The organism is Shewanella sp. 4t3-1-2LB (assembly GCF_017368415.1).
GTDB lineage: Bacteria > Pseudomonadota > Gammaproteobacteria > Enterobacterales > Shewanellaceae > Shewanella > Shewanella fodinae.
Map to the genome: position 1 here is coordinate 22,890 of NZ_JAFNJD010000028.1, position 21,033 is coordinate 43,922.

General features: G+C 47.1%; 24 protein-coding genes. 19 read left to right on the forward strand and 5 right to left on the reverse strand.

The annotated features are described in order from the left end of the window. Positions 1 to 41 precede the first annotated feature (41 nt). Positions 42 to 1,208: an ADP-forming succinate--CoA ligase subunit beta gene (gene sucC, locus J3L11_RS11440; RefSeq protein ID WP_133040431.1), complete on the forward strand. Its 1,167-nt coding sequence runs from the start codon at positions 42 to 44 to the stop codon at positions 1,206 to 1,208. Continuing rightward, on the forward strand, positions 1,208 to 2,080 hold the full coding sequence (gene sucD, locus J3L11_RS11445) for a succinate--CoA ligase subunit alpha (protein ID WP_133040430.1): 873 nt from the start codon (positions 1,208 to 1,210) through the stop codon (positions 2,078 to 2,080). Before sucC ends, sucD begins: the two co-directional genes overlap by 1 nt. Positions 2,081 to 2,194: 114 nt before the next feature. Here sucD and fur read toward each other — a convergent pair whose 3' ends face one another. Then, entirely contained in the window at positions 2,195 to 2,629 is a 435-nt protein-coding gene (fur, locus tag J3L11_RS11450) for a ferric iron uptake transcriptional regulator (RefSeq protein WP_189618802.1), read from the reverse strand. Between the two features lie 247 nt (positions 2,630 to 2,876). Here fur and cobB point away from each other — a divergent pair, with 247 nt between their 5' ends. After that, positions 2,877 to 3,596 carry a Sir2 family NAD+-dependent deacetylase gene (gene cobB, locus J3L11_RS11455; protein ID WP_133040640.1) on the forward strand — a complete coding sequence of 240 codons (720 nt, stop codon included), beginning with the start codon at positions 2,877 to 2,879 and terminating at the stop codon, positions 3,594 to 3,596. A gap of 204 nt (positions 3,597 to 3,800) precedes the next feature. On the opposite strand, the gene bioA is transcribed toward cobB, so the two are convergent. Further along, complete coding sequence (bioA, locus tag J3L11_RS11460; RefSeq protein WP_207571062.1) at positions 3,801 to 5,117, reverse strand: adenosylmethionine--8-amino-7-oxononanoate transaminase; 1,317 nt, start codon at positions 5,115 to 5,117, stop codon at positions 3,801 to 3,803. Between the two features lie 134 nt (positions 5,118 to 5,251). Here bioA and bioB point away from each other — a divergent pair, with 134 nt between their 5' ends. The 4 genes from bioB to bioD are packed head-to-tail and all read left to right on the forward strand — an operon-like array spanning position 5,252 to position 8,896. Next, positions 5,252 to 6,316 carry a biotin synthase BioB gene (bioB, locus tag J3L11_RS11465; protein WP_207571063.1) on the forward strand — a complete coding sequence of 355 codons (1,065 nt, stop codon included), beginning with the start codon at positions 5,252 to 5,254 and terminating at the stop codon, positions 6,314 to 6,316. A 3-nt stretch (positions 6,317 to 6,319) separates the two neighbouring features. Further along, positions 6,320 to 7,462, forward strand: a complete 1,143-nt coding sequence (locus tag J3L11_RS11470; RefSeq protein ID WP_207571064.1) for an 8-amino-7-oxononanoate synthase — start codon at positions 6,320 to 6,322, stop codon at positions 7,460 to 7,462. Continuing rightward, positions 7,452 to 8,180, forward strand: coding sequence for a methyltransferase domain-containing protein (locus J3L11_RS11475; RefSeq protein ID WP_207571065.1), 729 nt, complete (start codon positions 7,452 to 7,454; stop codon positions 8,178 to 8,180). Before J3L11_RS11470 ends, J3L11_RS11475 begins: the two co-directional genes overlap by 11 nt. Before the next feature lie 32 nt (positions 8,181 to 8,212). Beyond that, positions 8,213 to 8,896: a dethiobiotin synthase gene (gene bioD, locus J3L11_RS11480; protein WP_207571087.1), complete on the forward strand. Its 684-nt coding sequence runs from the start codon at positions 8,213 to 8,215 to the stop codon at positions 8,894 to 8,896. A 68-nt stretch (positions 8,897 to 8,964) separates the two neighbouring features. Here bioD and pepE read toward each other — a convergent pair whose 3' ends face one another. Then, a complete protein-coding gene (gene pepE, locus J3L11_RS11485; RefSeq protein ID WP_189618807.1) occupies positions 8,965 to 9,684 on the reverse strand; it encodes a dipeptidase PepE in 720 nt (239 codons plus the stop codon). A 279-nt stretch (positions 9,685 to 9,963) separates the two neighbouring features. Here pepE and htpX point away from each other — a divergent pair, with 279 nt between their 5' ends. The 11 genes from htpX to J3L11_RS11545 all read left to right on the forward strand — a co-directional run bounded on the left by htpX (position 9,964) and on the right by J3L11_RS11545 (position 17,898). Next, positions 9,964 to 10,830 (forward strand): protease HtpX, encoded by an 867-nt coding sequence (gene htpX, locus J3L11_RS11490; protein WP_133040646.1) that lies wholly within the window; start codon positions 9,964 to 9,966, stop codon positions 10,828 to 10,830. A gap of 316 nt (positions 10,831 to 11,146) precedes the next feature. Next, positions 11,147 to 11,503 (forward strand): cytochrome c3 family protein, encoded by a 357-nt coding sequence (locus tag J3L11_RS11495; RefSeq protein WP_133040647.1) that lies wholly within the window; start codon positions 11,147 to 11,149, stop codon positions 11,501 to 11,503. 475 nt (positions 11,504 to 11,978) lie between these two features. Next, positions 11,979 to 12,521, forward strand: a complete 543-nt coding sequence (locus tag J3L11_RS11500; protein WP_207571066.1) for a flavin reductase family protein — start codon at positions 11,979 to 11,981, stop codon at positions 12,519 to 12,521. 374 nt (positions 12,522 to 12,895) lie between these two features. Continuing rightward, positions 12,896 to 13,324, forward strand: a complete 429-nt coding sequence (locus J3L11_RS11505) for a MarR family transcriptional regulator (protein ID WP_207571067.1) — start codon at positions 12,896 to 12,898, stop codon at positions 13,322 to 13,324. 4 nt (positions 13,325 to 13,328) lie between these two features. After that, positions 13,329 to 14,177: an alpha/beta hydrolase gene (locus tag J3L11_RS11510; RefSeq protein ID WP_207571068.1), complete on the forward strand. Its 849-nt coding sequence runs from the start codon at positions 13,329 to 13,331 to the stop codon at positions 14,175 to 14,177. 101 nt (positions 14,178 to 14,278) lie between these two features. Continuing rightward, positions 14,279 to 14,428, forward strand: a complete 150-nt coding sequence (locus J3L11_RS11515) for an SDR family oxidoreductase (protein ID WP_347566510.1) — start codon at positions 14,279 to 14,281, stop codon at positions 14,426 to 14,428. Positions 14,429 to 14,521: 93 nt separating this feature from the next. Next, a complete protein-coding gene (locus J3L11_RS11520) occupies positions 14,522 to 14,911 on the forward strand; it encodes a VOC family protein (RefSeq protein ID WP_207571070.1) in 390 nt (129 codons plus the stop codon). 294 nt (positions 14,912 to 15,205) lie between these two features. Next, positions 15,206 to 15,757, forward strand: coding sequence for a class IV adenylate cyclase (locus tag J3L11_RS11525; protein WP_189618812.1), 552 nt, complete (start codon positions 15,206 to 15,208; stop codon positions 15,755 to 15,757). A 131-nt stretch (positions 15,758 to 15,888) separates the two neighbouring features. Then, entirely contained in the window at positions 15,889 to 16,662 is a 774-nt protein-coding gene (locus J3L11_RS11530; RefSeq protein ID WP_207571071.1) for a class I SAM-dependent methyltransferase, read from the forward strand. A gap of 373 nt (positions 16,663 to 17,035) precedes the next feature. Beyond that, positions 17,036 to 17,476: a hypothetical protein gene (locus J3L11_RS11535; RefSeq protein WP_207571072.1), complete on the forward strand. Its 441-nt coding sequence runs from the start codon at positions 17,036 to 17,038 to the stop codon at positions 17,474 to 17,476. A gap of 134 nt (positions 17,477 to 17,610) precedes the next feature. After that, positions 17,611 to 17,898 carry a hypothetical protein gene (locus tag J3L11_RS11545; protein ID WP_207571073.1) on the forward strand — a complete coding sequence of 96 codons (288 nt, stop codon included), beginning with the start codon at positions 17,611 to 17,613 and terminating at the stop codon, positions 17,896 to 17,898. A 338-nt stretch (positions 17,899 to 18,236) separates the two neighbouring features. On the opposite strand, the gene J3L11_RS11550 is transcribed toward J3L11_RS11545, so the two are convergent. Next, entirely contained in the window at positions 18,237 to 19,358 is a 1,122-nt protein-coding gene (locus J3L11_RS11550) for an IS110 family transposase (protein WP_207571074.1), read from the reverse strand. 131 nt (positions 19,359 to 19,489) lie between these two features. Here J3L11_RS11550 and J3L11_RS11555 point away from each other — a divergent pair, with 131 nt between their 5' ends. Beyond that, the gene (locus J3L11_RS11555) at positions 19,490 to 20,101 is read left to right on the forward strand and encodes a hypothetical protein (protein ID WP_207571075.1); all 612 of its coding nucleotides are present in this window, start codon (positions 19,490 to 19,492) and stop codon (positions 20,099 to 20,101) included. Positions 20,102 to 20,272: 171 nt separating this feature from the next. Here the strand turns inward: J3L11_RS11555 and J3L11_RS11560 are convergent, their stop codons facing one another. Beyond that, positions 20,273 to 21,016, reverse strand: a complete 744-nt coding sequence (locus J3L11_RS11560; RefSeq protein ID WP_207571076.1) for a class I SAM-dependent methyltransferase — start codon at positions 21,014 to 21,016, stop codon at positions 20,273 to 20,275. Between the last annotated feature and the right edge of the window lie 17 nt (positions 21,017 to 21,033).

Sequence of the window (21,033 nt, forward strand, 5' to 3'; positions counted from 1 at the left end):
CGGGCCAGTTGGACTGAAACGTTGTAAACGGATAAATCATCATGAATTTGCATGAGTATCAGGCAAAAGCCTTATTTGCTGAATATGGTTTGCCAGTGTCAGAGGGGGTCGCTTGCGATTCACCTCAGGAAGCAGTGGAAGCTGCTGGACGCATTGGTGGCGATAAATGGGTCGTAAAATGTCAGGTGCATGCCGGTGGCCGTGGTAAGGCTGGTGGTGTAAAGGTTACCGGAGATAAAGAAGAGATCCGCGCCTTTGCTGAAAAATGGCTGGGCAAGAATCTGGTTACTTATCAAACCGATGAAAAGGGCCAACCAGTAGCCAAGATCCTGGTAGAAACTTGCACTGACATCGCGAATGAATTGTATCTAGGCGCTGTAGTTGACCGTGCTTCCCGTCGCGTAGTGTTTATGGCATCTACCGAAGGTGGTGTGGAAATTGAAAAAGTGGCGGAAGAAACGCCAGAACTGATCCACAAAGCCGTAATCGATCCGATTACTGGCCCACAGCCTTTCCAGGGCCGTGACTTGGCATTCAAACTGGGGTTGAATGCTAATCAGGTGAAACAGTTCACCAAGATCTTTATGGGTCTGGCGACCATGTTCCTGGATTACGATTTTGCGTTGCTGGAAATCAACCCACTGGTGATCACTACCGAAGGCAACCTGCATTGCTTGGACGGTAAGATTGGTGTTGATAGCAATGCATTGTTCCGCCAGCCAAAAATCAAAGACATGCATGACCCATCACAGGATGATCCACGTGAAGCCCATGCCGCAAAATTTGAACTGAACTATGTTGCTCTCGACGGTAACGTTGGCTGCATGGTGAATGGGGCTGGTTTAGCAATGGGTACCATGGATATCGTTAACCTGCATGGTGGTAAGCCCGCTAACTTCCTCGACGTAGGTGGTGGTGCAACCAAAGAACGTGTATCTGAAGCGTTTAAGATCATTCTGTCAGACAGCAATGTGAAAGCGGTATTGGTTAACATCTTCGGTGGTATCGTGCGTTGTGACATGATTGCAGAAGGTATCATCGGCGCAGTAAAAGACGTCGGTGTTAACGTACCCGTTGTGGTGCGCCTGGAAGGTACCAATGCGGAATTGGGTGCCAAGGTGCTCGCTGAATCCGGTCTGGACATTATTGCTGCTAAGAGTCTGACCGACGCTGCTCAGCAAGTCGTTAAAGCTGTGGAGGGCAAATAATGTCAGTTTTAGTCAATAAAGATACCAAAGTGATCTGTCAGGGTTTCACTGGTGGTCAAGGCACTTTTCACTCTGAACAGGCATTGGCCTATGGTACACAGCTTGTTGGCGGTGTGTCTCCAGGTAAAGGTGGTACTACTCATCTAGGTCTGCCAGTATTTAATACTGTTAAAGATGCTGTGGCTGCGACAGGCGCTACTGCCACTGTAATTTATGTGCCAGCACCTTTCTGTAAAGATGCCATTCTTGAAGCTATCGACAGCGGCATTCAGCTGATTGTTTGTATTACCGAAGGTATTCCAACATTGGATATGCTGCAGGTAAAAGTGAAGCTGGAACAGACTGGTGTACGCATGATCGGCCCTAACTGCCCAGGGGTTATCACTCCCGGTGAATGTAAAATCGGTATCATGCCTGGTCATATCCATAAGCCAGGTAAAGTTGGCATCGTATCGCGTTCTGGCACCTTGACTTATGAAGCAGTTAAACAGACCACCGATGAAGGTTTCGGTCAGTCTACCTGCGTCGGTATTGGTGGTGACCCAATTCCGGGTACCAACTTCATCGATGTGCTGGAAATGTTCCAGAACGATCCACAGACTGAAGCCATTGTCATGATCGGTGAAATCGGCGGTACCGCCGAAGAAGAAGCCGCGGCTTACATTAAGGCTAATGTGACTAAGCCGGTTGTGTCATACATTGCCGGGGTGACTGCGCCTGCGGGTAAACGTATGGGCCATGCCGGTGCCATTATCGCTGGTGGTAAAGGTACTGCTGCGGATAAATTTGCGGCGTTGGAAGCTGCGGGTGTCACTACCGTGCGTTCACTGGCGGATATCGGCAAAGCGCTGCGTGAAAAGACTGGTTGGTAATCGCCGATCGGGGATGAAAAAGGCGCTTATTAGCGCCTTTTTTCGTGGATGTGATTCGAAGGCACAAAAAAGCCGACAATTTGTCGGCTTTTAAGGCAGAGATTCACGCGTAGATTACTCTTCGTCCCCGTGATCACATTTGCCATCAAGACTGGTACCGTAAAGGTATAAACTATGGTTGGTCAGTTTGATATTGTGTTTGCTGGCAATCTCTCTCTGACGTCGCTCAATCACGTCATCGGTAAATTCCATCACTTTGCCGCAAGTTAGGCACACCAGATGATCGTGGTGTTCTTGAGTCGATAGCTCAAATACTGCCTTACCGCTTTCGAAGTGATGACGCGTCACAATGCCCGCATCGTCAAACTGGTTCAGTACCCGATAGACCGTGGCTAAACCAATCTCTTCGCCCATATCCAGCAGCTTCTTATACAGATCCTCAGCACTGATGTGCTGGTTTTCTGGTCCCTGCATCAGTTCCAGGATTTTTACCCGCGGCAGGGTGACTTTCAATCCAGCTTTTTTTAGTGCTTGATTTCCATCTGTCATGGTTTATCTCTTCTTACGGAACCCTGGATAGACCAGTCGGTTCGGAATTGGATATTGGGTTTCATTATATGGGTGTTATTCAAAAACTTAAACCTTTGTTGGTGTTTTTGCCAGCATCTGTTACCCATTTAACTATCCTTGTAGTAAAAATGGTTCATAACAGTATTTTTGGTGTGGTTATACCAAGGCACAATTGTCCCACCAACGGGCAGCAGGCAAGATGAAACAAAAACAACAGGGGTAGTGGATGTACCATCATATTGTTGTACTGACAGGTGCTGGCATTTCAGCCGAGTCTGGGCTGAAAACCTTCCGGGATCAGGACGGTTTATGGGAAGAACATCGGATTGAGGATGTGGCAACGCCTGAGGGCTATCAGCGAGATCCGCACTTGGTGGAACAGTTTTATAACCACCGATGGCAGCAGTTGCAGGATGCAGCGGTACAACCTAATGCTGCCCATGTGGCATTAGCGCGATTGGAACAAGAGTTCTCCGGTGAATTATTCTTGGTAACCCAAAATGTTGATAATCTGCATGAACGCGCCGGAAGTCGCCGTATGTTGCATATGCACGGAGAACTGGGCAAAGGGCGATGTCCCCGGTCGGGGCAGATTTTTACGTTGCATGAACCTTTTGGTCAGGAAAATTGCTGCACTTGCTGCATTCCCGCACAGCGCTTGCGTCCTCATATTGTGTGGTTTGGCGAAATTCCCATAGGTATGGACCGTATCCACGATGAATTGGAACGTTGTGATTTATTTATTGCCATCGGTACGTCTGGTACTGTCTATCCCGCAGCCGGTTTTGTCGATATTGCCAGTCATCACGGAGCTCTAACTGTCGAAGTGAATATTGCAGAAAAGGATCCGCATAGTTTATTTCATTTACATTATCAGGGCATGGCAAGTGAAACCGTGCCTCAGCTCGTTGACAAAATTTTAAAGGGGCGTCTCTTTAGTCAATGAAGGTTATTTCATTGTCTGGGCAGAAATTATTTTCCACCTCTTATTTTCGGTCCTAAACCACTCACTTCCAGCACTTAGGGCATTGTTGATCCAGTCATTGCGCCAAACTATAGGGTGGCTGCGCCTTTCAATACGTAGGTGATTGGAATTACAGTCCCTTGTACCCAATTAATTTTTTGCGGTTTGAGCTATCAGGCCGCTTTTTCAACCGTGACTTGTTGGAGTGCTAGACATGGCCATTTTGGGCAGCAGTGCAGCAACTTCCAGCATGGCGTGGGTGAGTTTGCTCAACTCCGCCGCTGTAATGATGTAGGGTGGCATAATGTAGATAAAGCGGCTGAAAGGGCGCACCCAAACGCCGCGTTTGACAAACTCATTTTGCAATACGCTTGTGTTCACCGCGTTGTGTAACTCCAATACCCCCACGGCTCCTAGCACTCTTACCTCTTTAACGGCGGACAACTGTGCCGCATTTGCCAGTTCATGCTTCAGTTGCTGTTCGATAGCGCTGACCTGCAGCCGCCACTCATTGTTTGCAATTAGCGCTAAACTGGCGCTTGCCGCACTACACGCCAAAGGATTTGCCATAAATGTCGGCCCATGCATGAAGGCACCTGCTGGCGAATCACTAATGCCCGCAGCGACTTCATCGCTGCATATGGTGGCTGCCAGGCTAATGTAACCACCTGTGAGCGCTTTACCCACACACATAATGTCAGGATTGATCCCAGCATGATCACAGGCAAATAGGGCTCCTGTGCGACCAAAGCCAGTCGCTATCTCATCGGCAATCAATAACACCTGGTATCGGTCACAGAGTTCCCGCGCAGCTTTAAGATACCCGGCACTATAAAACCACATGGCACCAGCGCCCTGCATTATTGGTTCTAGGATAAGTGCTGCAATATGGTGATGATGCTGTTCCAGCAACTGTTGCAAGCCATCAATATCAGCGGCTGATACGGGGTCACCAAAACGGCTCATCGGGGCTGGGGCAAAAAGCTGCGGCGTGACGTTATCACCAAACATGGTGTGCATGCCTTCGTCTGGATCGCACACACTCATCGCCGCAAATGTATCACCGTGATAGCCGTGGCGGATTGTGAGTATTTTCTGTTTTTGCGGAGCCTTGCGGCCTTGCCAGTATTGCAGCGCCATTTTCAGCGCAACTTCCACAGCGATTGAGCCCGAATCTGCCAGAAAGACCTTGGTCAGCGAGGGCGGCAATAAAGTCAACAGTTGTCGCCCCAGCTCTATCGCGGCTTCATGGGTGATACCGCCGAACATCACATGAGTTAACTGTTGCAATTGCTGCTGCATGGCATTCACGATAGCCGGGTGTTGATAGCCATGGATGCAGGCCCACCAAGAACTGGTGCCATCAATCAGCGTCTGACCATTATCTCGGGTGAGGGTGGCGCCGCTGGCTGAGGTTATCCCAAATACCGATGCGGGATGACGCATGGAACTGTAAGGATGCCACAGGTGTTGCCGATCAAAAGGATAATCAATTTTGTTCATAAAATAATCATTTGTAAACTTGCAATATATATCTATGTTGACTGATGCCGATGCAAGGGTATGCTAGCCAAATCAAAAAACGCCTTCAAGTCGTTTTATTTGAAGCTCGGAAGTATTCAACAGGAACCGTGTTAATGTCGCAGCAGCAATTACGCCATGACTGGCAGCGTGAAGAGATAGAGGCGCTATTTGCCTTGCCAATGAATGATCTACTGTTTAAGGCTCACACGTTACATCGGCAACATTTTAATCCGAATGAGATCCAAGTGAGTCGTTTGTTGTCGATCAAAACGGGGGCTTGCCCAGAAGATTGTAAATACTGTCCGCAGAGTGCCCGCTATGATACCGGGCTTGAGCAGGAACGGTTGCTGGAATTGGAAAAAGTGCTGACCGAGGCGCGTAGCGCCAAAGCCGCCGGTGCCACGCGTTTCTGCATGGGGGCCGCATGGCGTAACCCCAAACAGCGTGATATGCCTTATCTGACAAAAATAGTTAAAGAAGTCAAAGCATTGGGATTAGAAACCTGTATGACGTTGGGCATGCTCAACCCACAACAGGCGCGAGAGTTAGCTGACGCCGGGCTAGATTATTACAACCACAATCTCGATACCTCCCCGGAGTTTTACGGCGACATTATCACTACACGTACCTATCAGGATCGACTGGATACCTTGGCACATGTACGCGCTGCCGGGATGAAGGTTTGCTCCGGCGGTATCGTCGGCATGGGGGAGACTGTGACTGACCGTGCGGGGTTGTTACAGCAGTTGGCGAATATGCCCAAACATCCAGATTCGGTACCCATTAATATGCTGGTAAAAGTGGCTGGGACGCCGTTGGCACAGCAGCAAGATCTTGATCCGTTGGAATTTGTCAGAACCATTGCCGTTGCAAGGATCATCATGCCGTTATCACGGGTTAGGCTCTCTGCTGGCCGTGAAAAAATGACCGATGAACTGCAAGCCATGTGCTTCTTTGCCGGAGCAAACTCAATTTTTTATGGTTGTAAGTTACTGACTACGACTAATCCCGAGGAAAACGACGACATGGCTTTGTTCCGCCGTCTTGGGGTAAATCCTGAGCAAGGGCAGGTGGCATTACTGGAAGATGAGGGCGTTGAGATCACTTCTGCTGTCAAACATGCACAGGCAGTGGCAGACAAAGCAAACGCCCGCTTCTACGATGCAGGAGCCTTGTAACCCTTGGCAAATGCAGGCGAATTATTACAACGTATTGCGTCCCAGCGGCAACAATTGCAGGCGCGAGGGTTATGGCGGCAGCGGCAATTGACAGAGCCCGTGCCGGGTTGTTCCCGTCTGGTGCAACGTAATGGTCAGCAGCTTATTGATTTTGCGGGAAATGACTATCTTGGACTGGCAAGGCATCCGCAAGTCATCGCGGCACAGCAACGGGCATTGCAACACTATGGCTGTGGTAGTACCGCGTCACCGTTGGTCAGTGGTTACAGTGATGCCCATGCCCAGTTGGAACAGCAGCTTTGCGCGCTATCGGGGCATAAAGCAGCCTTATTGTTGCCAAGTGGTTATGCAGGCAACAGTGCGTTACTAAAAACCCTGTTTAGCGCCAGCGATACCGTTATTGCAGACAAACTGATCCATGCCTCAATGATTGATGCGCTGAGGGATCGTCAGGTAACCCTGAAACGCTTTGCCCACAACGATCTGTCACGGGCGGAACTGTTGCTCGCTAACGCACCGGGGAGTGCCTTAGTCACTGAATCGGTTTTCAGTATGGATGGTGATAGCGCACCGCTGGTTGAGTTAGCCGCATTGTGCCAACGGTTTGATAGTCCGTTAATCGTCGATGACGCGCACGGTTTTTTATTGAGCGATTCGCTGGCGGTAACACCTTTTGCTCGGATCGTCACTTTTGGCAAGGCCTTAGGCGGCCAAGGTGCGGCAATTCTTGGCTCACGGCAACTGATTGATTATCTGGTGGCTTCTGCGCGCGAATATATCTATTCCACTGCATTAGCCCCAGCCGCTTGCGCGGGTGTCAGTCAGGCATTGCAACTGGCAGCTAGCGGACAGTTGCAGCAGCAGTTGGCGAATAACATTCATTATTTTCGTCAGGAATGTGAAGTGCTAGGGGTTACATTGATGCCGTCACATAGCGCAATTCAACCTTTAATACTGGGCGATAGCAACCGCGTGCTACAGGTGGCCACCAATTTAGCGCAACGAGGATTTCTGGTAGGAGCCATCCGGCCACCTACCGTGCCACAGGGTCAAGGGCGGCTACGGCTGACGCTTAGCGCTGTTCACCAGCCGCATCAGCTAGCGACACTGGCAATGGCGTTGGCGGAATGTTGTCATGGCGCCTGAATTAGACCAGATTGCGGAGCGATTTTCTCGGGCTGCCACCTGCTACCAGCAACACAACACAGTGCAGCGGTGCAGTGCCAGTCTGCTGTTACAGGGATTTACGCTTCGGGGCGGTGATTGGTTGGATCTGGGATGTGGGCCGGGAACATCTTTTACTGACGTTCACCCCCAGACGGTGACGGCAGTGGATATTGCCCCGGCGATGTTGCAACAACTGCGTGGTCAATTTCCAAATTATCAGCCAATTTGTGCTGATGCGCATAAATTACCGTTTAAAAACAAAAAGTTTGATGCGATATACTCAAATTTGGCCCTACAATGGTGTGCGGACTTGGGGGCTGTGGTAAACGAAATTAAGCGCGTCTCCCGGCCTGGTGCTGAGATCCGTCTGGCAATGGTGGCTGACAGTCTGCCGCAACTGCAACAGTTGGGATTATCCAGCCGATGTTTTGCCAGTTGTGCACATATCCGGCAACAGTTTGCTCGTGTTTCCTGGCAGTATCTGCACATAGAGCAACAGACGCTTCGCAGTTACTTTAGCGATTTACGCTCGCTGTTGTATTCATTGAAAGGTGTCGGGGCTTCGATGGCTGCTAGTCACGCCGGACTGCGGGGACAAGGCTACTGGCAATTATTGCAGCAACATGCGGAATCGTTGCGAACCCAAGCCGGTTTACCGTTGGATTACAAGATAGTGCTGATCACTGCTCGCAGCTGAATCTGGGCAGTTTTTTCAGGAAGAGAGTCATGATTTTCTTTGTCACAGGTACAGACACTGACAGTGGTAAAACTCAGGTGGCGGCAGCATTGCTATACAAAGCAAGAACCCGCTACGGTCTGAAAACCGTCGGCGTAAAACCCATTGCTTCTGGCTGTAAAAGAACTGCATACGGGCTGCGTAATGCCGATGCGCTGATGCTGATGGAGCAATCCAGCCTCAAGCTGGATTATGAAAAAGTAAATCCTTTTGCCTTTGAACCGGCGATTGCTCCTCATGTGGCAGCTACCGATGCTGGGATTGAGTTAAGTCCAGAGGGCGTGTTAGCGAGGCTGGATTTGACGCAATACTCCATGGCAGATTTTTGTCTGGTTGAAGGGGCTGGAGGTTGGCGTCTGCCATTGGGCAATAATCGGTATTTATCTGAAACCGTGGTAGCACTGGCAATGCCAGTCATTATTGTGGTGGGGATGAAGCTCGGTTGTCTGAATCATGCGGTCATGACCGAAGAGCTTATCTATGCAGACGGCTTACCGGTTGCCGGTTGGGTGGCTAACCGTGCGCAGCCCGATATGGCACGTTTTGAAGAAAATCTGGCGAGTCTGAAACAGATGATGCAGTCGCCATTTCTGGGCACCATCCCCTATATCCCTGGGGCCGATGTTGCTGAAATGGCAGAGCATCTCGATTTAGCGCCGCTGCTGCAATCACCTTAACGCTTAATTTACTTGTGCATATTGCCAGCCAAAGTTGCTGCCAACATCGACTGGCAACTCACTGTTAACTATGAGATTCGCTGCAGCAAGTGGGACAAATCACTGCCTATGGGCACCGGAATTTCCTGCTCTACGCCACTGAACAGATAAGCTTCCTTGTCGCCAAGTAGCGCCAGTTTGTCCGCTTCAAGCCGCAGCGCAGTACCTTCTTGGATCCCCAGCACTGGCGTGAGTGGATCGACACAAGTGAATTCCAAGATACGCTGTGCCCGTGACTCGCCGTTATGGCCGGGGATTGTCAGGTTGCTGTAATGCGGATTGATTTGAAACGGTACTAATCCCAATGCAGTAAACGAGGGCGGTTCAATAATTGGCATATCATTGGTGGTGCGAATACTCTGTCCGGCGATATTCGACCCTGCACTCCAGCCAATGTATGGCTTGCCTGCTGCCGTTTGTTCGCGGATAAGATGAAGTAAATCATAGCGATATAACTCATGCAGCAGATGGAAGGTATTGCCGCCTCCCACCAGAATGCCATCAGCATCACGAATGGCTTGTTTAGGATCGCCATGTTGGTGAATTGAAGCGATATCCAGCTTGAGCGGTGCTAACCCGTTCACGACGGCTTCCAGATAAGTATCATAGGTCATACTGACGGCGGCATAGGGAATAAAAATCCATTTCCGTGCGGCAGTGGTAAGTGGCTCGATAAACGGAAGTGCATGTGCCAAATAGGGCGTATTGCCTGCGCGGGAACTGCTTAATAGTAAAGCATTAACGGCCATGTGATTGTCCTGACTGGATAATTGGTCTGTCCATAGTAACAAAAAGCTTCGTCGGGCAACAATGGCACCAATGTCATCACTTCAGTACCCCCTCATATTCTATTAAGTTTGTTTTAATCGGTGCTTTCTAGACTGCAGCCATTCTGCCGCGATGCTGGACGAACATTGATAAAAGTAAACGTAAATTAATCTGCGTGTCTCTTGAAAAGTGTTTATGTGGACATATTATGTCTATATCGAATGATTATGAAGTAGCGGATGTCATGCACAGGAGCTGATATGAAGCGTGTAATTCTGTTGATAGCAACGAACCTGGCCATTCTTGCAGTGGCTTCCATCGTGATGTCTTTGTTGGGTGTTAACAGCCGTTCAATGGAAGGGTTGTTAGTATTCGCAGCAATTTTTGGTTTTGGTGGCGCCTTTATCAGTTTGGCGATTTCCAAATGGGTGGCAAAGCGTTCCATGGGCTGTGAGGTGATCACTAACCCCAGAGACAATACCGAACGCTGGTTGCTCGAAACCGTTGCTAGGCAGGCACAACAACTAGGGCTGAAGATGCCAGAAGTGGCGATCTATCAATCGCCAGAGATGAATGCCTTTGCCACCGGTCCAAGTAAAGACAACTCGTTAGTCGCCGTAAGCACCGGGTTGCTGTACGGTATGAATGCCGATGAAGTGGAAGCGGTTCTTGGCCATGAAATGAACCATGTTGCCAACGGCGATATGGTGACCCTGACATTAATTCAGGGGGTGGTGAATACCTTCGTTATCTTTGCGGCGCGAGTGGTAGCTGGCATTGTCAGCAACGTGGTTGCCAATAATGACGAAGAAGGTGAAGGGCTTGGTGCCTTTGCTTATATGGGTGTGGTGTTCGTGATGGAAATGCTGTTCGGGATCTTAGCGTCCTTGATTGTGGCGTATTTCTCACGGGTACGTGAATTCCGTGCCGATGCTGGTTCTGCCAAATTAGTGGGTAGTGGCAAAATGATTGCTGCGTTGCAGCGTCTCAGTCAAGGGCCGGCAGTGGGCGATATGCCTGCCACTATGTCTGCCTTCGGTATCAACGGTAAACGTTCTATGGCAGAGCTGTTTATGAGCCATCCACCGTTAGAAAAACGCATTGAGGCATTGCGTAAAATCGCGTAATTGCCCTGTTTACGGTAAAATGGAGGTGTTTTTCAGCCTCCATCTTACCAATTTACATCGTTCTGGTTTAATGTATTAGTAACTGTTTTATCAAGTAAAAATTTTGTAAAAGTCCATTTCAGTTCGCAGTTAACTTGATTTAGCGCACATTTTGTTTATTCCGATATTGTTAAAGTACCCCAGACTTAAATTTAGTTTGCTTAGTACCTAAAGCTTGGCTAAGTTAATTTGAAGTCGTGCTATTTACTGGCGGCTGGATGGGGGTCAACCCTGACATAAGAATTCCCAGTAGCTGTCAAAACCGGAGGATATAATTGTGAGCAATAAACTGTTAAGTGCATTGTTTGGTGCGGGTCTGGCTGCTCTGGCGATGTCATCTGCTTCTTTCGCGGCAGATCAGAAAATTTCTGATTTCCACGTAGATATGGGTGGTGGTTGCGAAACTTGTCACAAAGATGGTTCACCATCTGCTGACGGTGAGTATGAGTTCAAGCAGTGCCAGAGCTGCCACGGCGGTCTGGCTGATATGGACGCAGTTCATAAGCCACACGATGGCAAACTGAAGTGTGCCGACTGCCACGCAGTGCATGATATGAACGTGGGTCAGCACCCAACTTGTGACAGCTGTCACGATGACGGTCGCACTCCAGAAAAAATCCTGGGTAAAAAATAAGTAATATTGATTACTTTCTCAGGCAAAAATGCCGGCGTTATGCCGGCATTTTTTATGTTTTAGCTCTTCTTATCAATATCAATAATTCAGTCTTATAGTCACTGTGACGGGGGAAAATAGTTTTACAGTGACTGTTTGAGATGTCCGCACAAGCTGCCGCCTTATGATTGGAGTTCCATGCACCACGCCGCTGCATGCGATTCATGTTTTTATCAAAGGTAATCCTTATCTCACAAATTTAACGTCAGCGCGCATTAGGATAAATTAGTCACTTTTCAACATCGGCTTCCCCAAAATGCTTGGTGATGTGGCGAATCCACTTATTGTTTATCAAGTTAAAGTGGTGGTTGTGTTGGCTAGGTCGATGTTTGCACCGACCTTAAGTGCAGCAGCGATGCGGGTGCATTAACTGTTAGTACCTTATGGTTGGCAAACTCAGTTTGAGCGTTAGACAAGCAAGAACAAGGAGGAGTACATGCGTCAGTTACCACTGAGTCAGGCGTTTACGCTGATAGAACCCGGGCCCGTTGTACTCGTTACAACTCACGGTGCACAGCAAGACAACATCATGACGATCTCTTGGACTATGGTGCTGGATTTTACACCGGTATTGGCGATCACCACTGGAGAGTGGAATTACTCGTTCGCAGCACTGCGGGACAACAAAGCCTGCGTTATTGCTATTCCCACAGTTGATATGCTCGACAAAGTGGTGGGTATTGGGATGTGCTCTGGTACAGACACCGACAAATTCGTCAAATTCAACCTCACAGCTGTTCCTGGGCGAATGGTCAACGCGCCTTTGATTAAGGAATGCCTCGCGAATATCGAGTGCAACGTTGTCGATATTGTTAAAGCACATAATATTGTGGTGCTTGAAGCGGTTGCCGCATACATAGAGCCTGCCCATAAAGAAAAACGTATGATTCACGCTGTGGGTGATGGGACATTCATTGTCGATGGCGCACGGATAGACCGGCGGAAAATGATGGCCGCCAAAATCCCATTCGGGGTCTAGCGCTGATAGATTGGCCCTTAAGTGACTAGGCGCCAAATCAAGTTGGCCTGTGTTCACCGTGTCGTTTAGGGAAATCGCTCCTTCAAATATCAAAATCTACGGGGCAGAAAGCCTAAATTCGGTATAGGACATGATGAGTGTTCAACGCTAGCCCCCATCTCTAGTAAACCGCTTTTTTGTTATCTTCTCGGCAACGCCAAGAGTGCCAATATGTTGTTTGTTATTGCGATCAAAAGGCATTTGGGCGCTAATCAGTGGCGGTCATCGGTGAATGGCATTCTTATCCAATCCAGTTACAAAATTTGATGAATACTTGATCTCGCAAATATCTCGATATATATTTGCGCAATCAAACATTGTGCAAGGATATTTTTATGCCAAAAAACGTAGAAGCTGGATTAGTCATAAGTCTTATCAGTCTGCAAAGCACCATCCAGAAGCGAGTCGGTCGCGCACTTTCAGTCCATGGTATTGGTGTCAGTGAATACCTCGTGCTTAATCAACTATATATGGCACCAACGCAGACAATACGGCGTAGCGATCTTGCCGAGCTGGTCGGCTTGACTCCGTCGGGTATCACGCGCCTGATCAATCCTATGGAAAAAATAGGTCTGGTCAAAAAGGAAGAAAACCTCCGCGATGCCAGAGTCAGTCTAGTGACACTCTCGGCTGCTGGAAAACAAGTGTATGAAGATGCTCAGGTTTCATTCGCGCAGGCTTCAGTTTCGTTATTTGAATCATTGGGTGTTGAGCAGTTAGAGACATTTACTGAGTTGTTGAAAACTGTCTCTAGGGGATTTTAAGAACATGCTTAAGCAAGACGTTAGGCAAGCCCTGATCGACATTATGGGCATTCCAATTATTCAAACAAGGACAATGGCAGGTGCTGTCAATACGGCCTATTTATCGGCCGGAGCTGGTTCTTCAGTTATCTGTTTACACGGCGGTGGGGCTGGTGCGGTTACTTGGTATCCTGTCATTGGCCCTCTGGCACAACATTTTCGTGTTATCGCGCCGGATATTGTGGGTTATGGCGAATCAGATAAGCCTGATGCTAGCTATGATAAAGCCTACTTCGCTAGCTGGCTAAAGCAGTTTTTAGATGCAATTGGTGTCGTTAAGACACATATTATCGGGCTATCTCAAGGTGGGGCTATTGCGCTGCAATTTACCCTCGACTATCCAGAAATGGTAGACAAACTTGTCCTCGTTAATTCCGGTGGTCTGGGGGCAAAACCTCCCTTTATGTCTATTGCTGGCATGGCGTGGCTGAACACCTTTCCATCGTCTTTCGCGAATCGTTTTTATTCTCGCTATATCCTGTTTAAGCCTGCAAATCGCGACCCTAATCATGGACGTTATTCCATCGAGGTGCTGAAGAGTCACGGGGGAAAGAAGGCTTTTTTACAAGGTCGGGGGGCTGCAGTGTCGGCCTTTTCGGAAGAGGCGCTATGCAGCATAAAAAACCAGACACTTGTGCTTTGGGGCGAAAATGATCGGCTATTCCCAATTGAAGTTGCTGCCAAGGCTGTCGCAGTAATGCCGGCTGCTAAACTGCTGAGAATTAAAGATGCCGGGCATTTATCTATGATGGATCAACCTGCAGTTTTTAATCGAGCTGTTTTAAACTTTTTGCAGGGTAAAATGGAGCATTGATTAAAATTTTTTAAATTTAATCAATACCTTGATAAAAGCGTCTTTATCCGTAACTGTCGTCAATATATCCTCAAGATTAGGGAGCATCGGTATCCTCTGAGATTCCTCTCGGCACCATGGGTGAGCCAATAGACGTTGCCTATGCAGCGTTATATCTGGCATCTGACGAATCAAAATACGTCACGGGTATTGAAATCAATATCGATGATGAAATACTGGCGGGTAGCGCACCACCAAGTAATGATGCTTAAAAAGCAAATCTGACCTGCGCACTTTTAACAGACGTAGCAGACTGAGCCGCTTATTGGCGCGTTAGCAGCAACCAAAATTGACAGGAGGTCTCGATGATTGATCATGTGTCTATCCCCGTTAGGGATTTGGAATTATCTTCTACATTCTATGAATCGGTTTTGGCGAAAATAGGATACTCAAAGCTTGTAGTAAAAGATGGGACTGTGGGATTTGGCAAAAAGTATGCAGACTTTTGGCTAAATCATCGCCTCAATCTTTCGTCATACAGCATAAGTGATGGGTTCCATGTGTGTCTGCGAGCATTATCAATTCAGCAAGTTGAGGATTTTTTCAATACGGCTGTTGCTTTGGGCGCCAAGTCAGATGGCGCACCTGGATATAGGGCGGAATATAGCAATAGTTATTTTGCTGCATTTGTTATCGATCCCGATGGTAACAAAATTGAGATTGTCACATTCGTAGATAAGCAGGGCGGCAGCTAACATAGTGCTTCCTGTGTGTCTGTCTTGTTACAAGGGACTGGATAGTTGTTCCTAATTGCGCTTCACCCGAGGAATAGTGGCTATTCCGATAAGTCGACCCTCCACGTCAGGGATGACGCGAAGGAACCCCATGGATGGGGTTATGCGTGTCGATGTTGGGAATGGCCTGTATGATCTGGTATTAAGCACACTTGGTTAGCGTTATGCGGGGATCCCTTAGTGTTGGGCATGGCGCATCCGTTTAAATGGTGGCCCAACAATCATTAGCATTTTCTTTTTTTGTCAAAGTAACTTATGAACACTCATCATTTTCAAGGTAAATACGAGGTCGAACTGAAGTATCGGCTTAACTCAAAAGCAGAATTTATCAAAGTATTAAATTCCATCCCTCATGAAACCATGCTGGAAGATAACGTCGAATGTGACCGCTACTTCGACTCTGCGGACAATGCGTTACAGTCGCAGCATAAAAGCCTGTGTATTCGCACTATGGAGCCTTCAGGTATCAAGTTGTGGATAGTCAAAGGGCCTGAGCCTGACCGATGTGAAGCCACCAACATCAGCGATGCTTCAAAGGCCTGTAGCATGCTGGAAACCATGGGATATAACGTGGTGCTCAATGCTCAGAAAACCCGAAGCATCTTCTTTGTTGGGCCATTTCATATTACGGTAGATTCTTTGGAGGGGCTCGGTGATTTTGCCGAGTTTGCCATTATGACTGACGACGAATCTATGCTAGCAACGTACAAAGTTGAATTAGAAGCGTTGGCTAGCAAGTTTGGGCTAACTCCCCTGGCGTTGGAGACAAAATCCTACCGACAAATGTTGCTGCAAAAAGGGGCATAGCAATCAACTCAAATCGGCAAAACACCCATGATTTTGGGGGCCTTTGGGGGAGGGACGGTTTTGTGCGATTGCGTGAGCGGTTTTGTCTTCGGTTGAGGCCTTAGACAACAAAATTAAGCATTGGACGTAAAATGGATTATTTGAGTATAAATAAAGAAGCGTGGGATAAAAGAACTAAAATACACGTTAAATCAGAATTTTATGATGTGGCATCCTTTAAAAAAGGTAAATGTTCGTTGAACCCCATCGAACTGAAACAAGTGGGTGATGTACGGGGAAAATCGTTACTACATCTGCAATGTCACTTTGGTCAAGATACCTTGTCTTGGGCGCGTTTGGGGGCAGAAGTGACAGGTGTCGATTTGTCTGCAGATGCAATCGCGCAAGCGAATTTGTTAAAGCAGTCGTTGGGCTTAACTGCCGAATTTATAGAAAGCGATGTTGTTCAGTTTGGCCGTGAAAATAAGCGACAATTTGATATCGTATTTACGTCATACGGTGTTTTGTGCTGGTTATCCAATTTGGTGGATTGGGCACAAACAATCGCCAATTCTTTGAAATCTGGTGGGGAGTTTCATTTAGTTGAGTTCCATCCCGTTTACGAGTTGCTCTCTGGCTACTCCTATTTCCCTAGTAATGAGCCTGATATTGAAAATGAGGGCACTTATACAGAAAACTGCGATGGTACTGAGTCAACAGTGGTGACTTGGTCACATTCAGTGAGTGAGGTCATCAGCGCCTTAATCAGCGTGGGATTAACCGTGGAGTCTTTCTGCGAGTATCCTTATAGCCCTTATAAGTGTTTTGATGGGTTGGAATTAGTACCGGATTTGGGCTACCAACTGCTGCACAAGGGGCAGCAGGTTCCACTGTTATATTCAGTTAAAGCGCGAAAAAGTGTTTAATAAAGTGATGCCCCATTGTGATTTAGCATGTGATTCTAGGCTAAACCTGACATACAAATATTGACCAAATTTTAGTAATACTACAAAGTTACTGCGTAACCAGTTGATTAGCGCTGATTAAGCATGTTGCTTGTCAGTTTAGTCGCGCAGGAAGCATTAGCGTTGCAGATGATACGAGCTTGCACGCAGCCTCCGCCAGCCAGCTTCAAGTGAGGAACAAACATTCTCATGTTGGAAGAGTTCAGATATAAGGAAGTCAAATAGCTCATCATGCGCACCTCCTACGTAATCTGTGGCTCACAAAACAAGCCAAGGCAACGGACACGGAAAACCGCGCCGTTGCGTTATGCTCGTTATGAGATAGAGGGAAAATATGGAATATGAGATTACTCCGATAATATCTGCATCAATTGCGCTATTTGGTGTTTTTGCTGGTAGCTGCGCTTCGTATTTTGCCAGCGCATCCATCAAGAAAAAGGAAATGGTTCATCAATTGTCGTCGGAGTTCGCAAGAGAAAGGCGGCAGTTGTATTCACAGTTTTTGTCAGAGTCAAATTCTGCTGCTTTACAAGCCCTAACTGATAAGTCAGATGCTAACGTTAGGCTACAAAAAGTTGCAGGCTTACTGTCGCAAGTTCAATTGGTATCTAGTGACGTTGTATACAAGAAAGCAGTTGATATGTTTGAAATCTTAATAAACATGTATTCATTAGAGTTAGCTAAAGATACAGGCAAGGTATATGCAGACTTTCGAGAGTTGTTTGTTATAGCGGCTCGTGCAGAACTTGGGCTGCGCTCACAACAAACTGTTTAAGAGGGATTTGCAACGCTTGGCATTTTCACTATGTGTTGGTTTTAGTGTTTAAGGTGGTTTGCGGGAGCTTCGGTATTGCGTTGCTCACACCTTAATAGGGCGTTATGCTGCAATAAAAATTATGGAGTTAATCGATGAATGGAACGATCAATTTAAAATCAGGCTTTATGTATAACGTCGTAGTGTCAAATATAAAAATGGCAAATAATATTCCTATGAGCGGCACCCTTAAATTAAGTGATGATGCCTTATCACAGTTTTCAAAAGATGCTTCAGAGTTTGGTAGCTGGAAAAGTGCGATGAAATTAAAGCTTACTTTGAACGTTAATGGCTCTTACCATGAATTAGAAATCCTGCTAAATGATCTACCCATTGATTCAGCAGTAAGCTTTAAAACAGTATCAGTGGAAAGTGAATCATAACAAGCGCCTTAAAAATGGACGTGGAATGGCCCGTATTTCATTGACACCCTGATGTCTAGTGAAGTAGTGGCGATTCAGTCAATAGGTACATAGCTTTCTTGTCCAGAAGCCTTGTCTGGCCAGAAAGAACCTGAATGAGTGATCTTTGGCAAATCAGTTTCGGCGGTTGACCTTGCTGATATTCGCGGGTTTGGTTATCCGCATGACTTGTTTACGCCGTTGGAGCCTTGCCTCTGTCTAGGGACGCGAGTTGATATCGCTTAACGCCGTCGAGGGTTGCTCACACCGCTGCCGCCAATCGCTCTCATTCAGGTTGCAACTTTTGCCTGCTTTACCACTTAGCCCACTGAGTGACTCTCCGGGTTAAATCGCTGCCCGACATCCCAGATAAATCCCAGTAATTCACGGGCAACCGCCGTTACCACCTTGCTGTGCTCTTTGCCTCTGGCTTTCATGCGGCGGAACTTGTTGCACAGTCGAAGCTGAGCTTCCCAAGAGCGCTGCAACAGCTTAGGCGAGTGTTCTTGCTGCCTAATTTGTAGCTCACGAGAGACCTTGGGAGGAAATCGATAAGACCACGCGGCTTCTATTAAAATTCGCCTCGCATGGGTATTACCACACTTGGTGATTGACCCTTGTTGTTGGCGTTGGCCACTGGAGTGCTCCGAAGGGGTCAGACCCACAAAATTCATTAATGAGCGAGGGCTGGCAAAGCGCTGCAGATCGCCAAGTTCGGCCACCAAAGACACTGCACTGATAAACCGAATACCACGGAACACAGTAAGAAACTGGACCAATGGAAACCAGCGCCACTGTTGCACTACGACTTCTAACTCACGTTCGGTGTGCTGGAGTTGTTGGTAGCGCGTCTCAACGATACTTCGGTAATGCTGGAATGTGATGTTTTGTGCAGGCTCGTAAAATCGCAGATCGGCTAAGTGGCGTTTATGGGCATCACTCCAATTATCCCGCCCGGAATAAGAGAGGCCGTTACGCAATAAAAAGGACTTCAGTCGCTGCCGAGCCTGACGTAAATCCACCATGCAATCTTCTCGACATCGAATAAGGTTTCGAATAGCCTCATCAGGAGCATCGGGAATGTGGATCGATTGAATTAAATCGGCCTTCGCCAAGCGCGCCAACGTCATGGCATCACGCCTATCGGTTTTGACTTTATCGCCAGGAGCTTTGGGGATGAGGGATGGCGCAACCACCCAACATTCAATGCCCTTGTGTTTTAACAATCGGTAGAGCCAATAGCCGCAGGGGCCTGCTTCATAAACTACACATAAGTGACTGGCTTTATTTGCAAACTTCTTGATAATGTTGAGAGCAGAACGACTGTTGGTGGGGATAGTGCCATAAAAAGAGACGGCACTATCCTCGGTAGAAACAAACGCAACATCTGTGGTTTCTTTGTGCACATCCATGCCGATGAAAATCGTGCTAGGTTTAGACATGTCGATCTCCTGTTTCTGTTAACGATTAATGCTCATTAACAGTGTGGCTCTGGTTCGACTAACCCACGACAACGCAGGAGGTCGACACCTCGGTCAGGGAATCATGATGTCTATGTATCTAAGGGTAAATCATGGGTGGTATTAGCTTTAGCAAGATATTAGAGAACAGCCACAGAAGAATAAATGATGAAGCTATTGTGGAGTTTAGGAAACTTGTAGATAAGTCGATTTGTAACTGGGAAGGCAAAATTGATCATGAGTGGGATAATTTATCTCCCGACCAATTTGAAGATCCTAGAGATATGGAGGATTATAGGGGAGTTCTTGATGATCAATATTATCTAGTCAATCAGGTTAAAACTCTTTCTTATGAATTATCTATAACAGCTCTTTTTAAGCTTGTTGAAATTCACACAAAACGAGTTGTTAAATGGCACATGCCTTCTATTGATTCCTCCAAACTCTTTAATTTTAATTCCTTAGAAAAAGCATTACCTTTCGACTTGAAGTTAGTTAAAAACTTTCAAGCTTTCGATGAGTTACTTGAATTGAATAACGCTATTAAGCATGTTGGCAAGGTATCTGAAAAACTTGCTTCAAAACATTCAAGTAAAGGCTGGGTAAAAAAAGAAAACTTCACTGGTTTAGATAAAGCATTTGATCGTTTATCTCCACTAATCTCTGAGTACATGGATGATTTGGCTGCTAAAATATACGCTAACTCTGAGCGCGACGATACATAACAAAGCAACCAAGTGCGGACCCAAAAAGCTTGGCTTAGTTCGTACCTCACTAATTATAGCCAAGCTTTTTCAGCCGTTTATTGCGGCGTTAACCCATAAAAATTTTAATCCAAAACTGACGAGTTAGAGCAAAGTGTCTATCACGTTTCTGTCCAATAACGTGCGTCGACGTTAGATCTTCACGCACGCTACAATGGCATTGCCGGATTGTTGATCCCACGGCATGATTTTGTTGTAGTCATGTTCAAACATATGTACTTCAAAGTAAGGCTGTAGCAGTGCGATTAAGTCGGCAAAGCAGAACGCCACCATGGGATGTTCGTCATGCCATATCTGGGTTTCGCTGGCGTTAGATTTCTCAATGCTGAGTTTGAGTGACTGCATGTCGCCAGCGCCGCTATAAAACCAACTGGAGCGGAAAGAGAATAAATCGTCTGCGTGTTTGGTGCTGTGTTTAACAAATAACGCATTGTTTATTTTGTCTTTTGCGACCACATTGAAGCAGAAAATGCCACCGGGGTTTAATGCTTGGTGAACGTGGCTGATACATTGCTGCAGCTTATCGAGGCCGCCGTTGTAGTGGATGGAATAGAGAAAGCAAGTAATCAAATCCAGCGGTTTAGCTACTGCAAAACTGCTCATATCCTGCCGGGTAAACTCTGCCTCTGGGCAACGCTCTGCCGCAATATCAAGCATTGGCTGGTTAATATCCAGTCCACAACTTTGAAAGCCATAATCGATAAAATGGCGTACGTGCGGGCCGGTACCGCAGGCTAAATCGAGATGGGTATTACCGCCGTTGCCAAAAATTTGGTGGAGCCTGCGGATGCAATGACTTTGGGCTTGATAGTCGATATCGACACACATTAAATCGTAGTAGCCGGAAAGATCGTTATAGAGTGCATTGGCAGACATATTGGCCTAGGTATTTC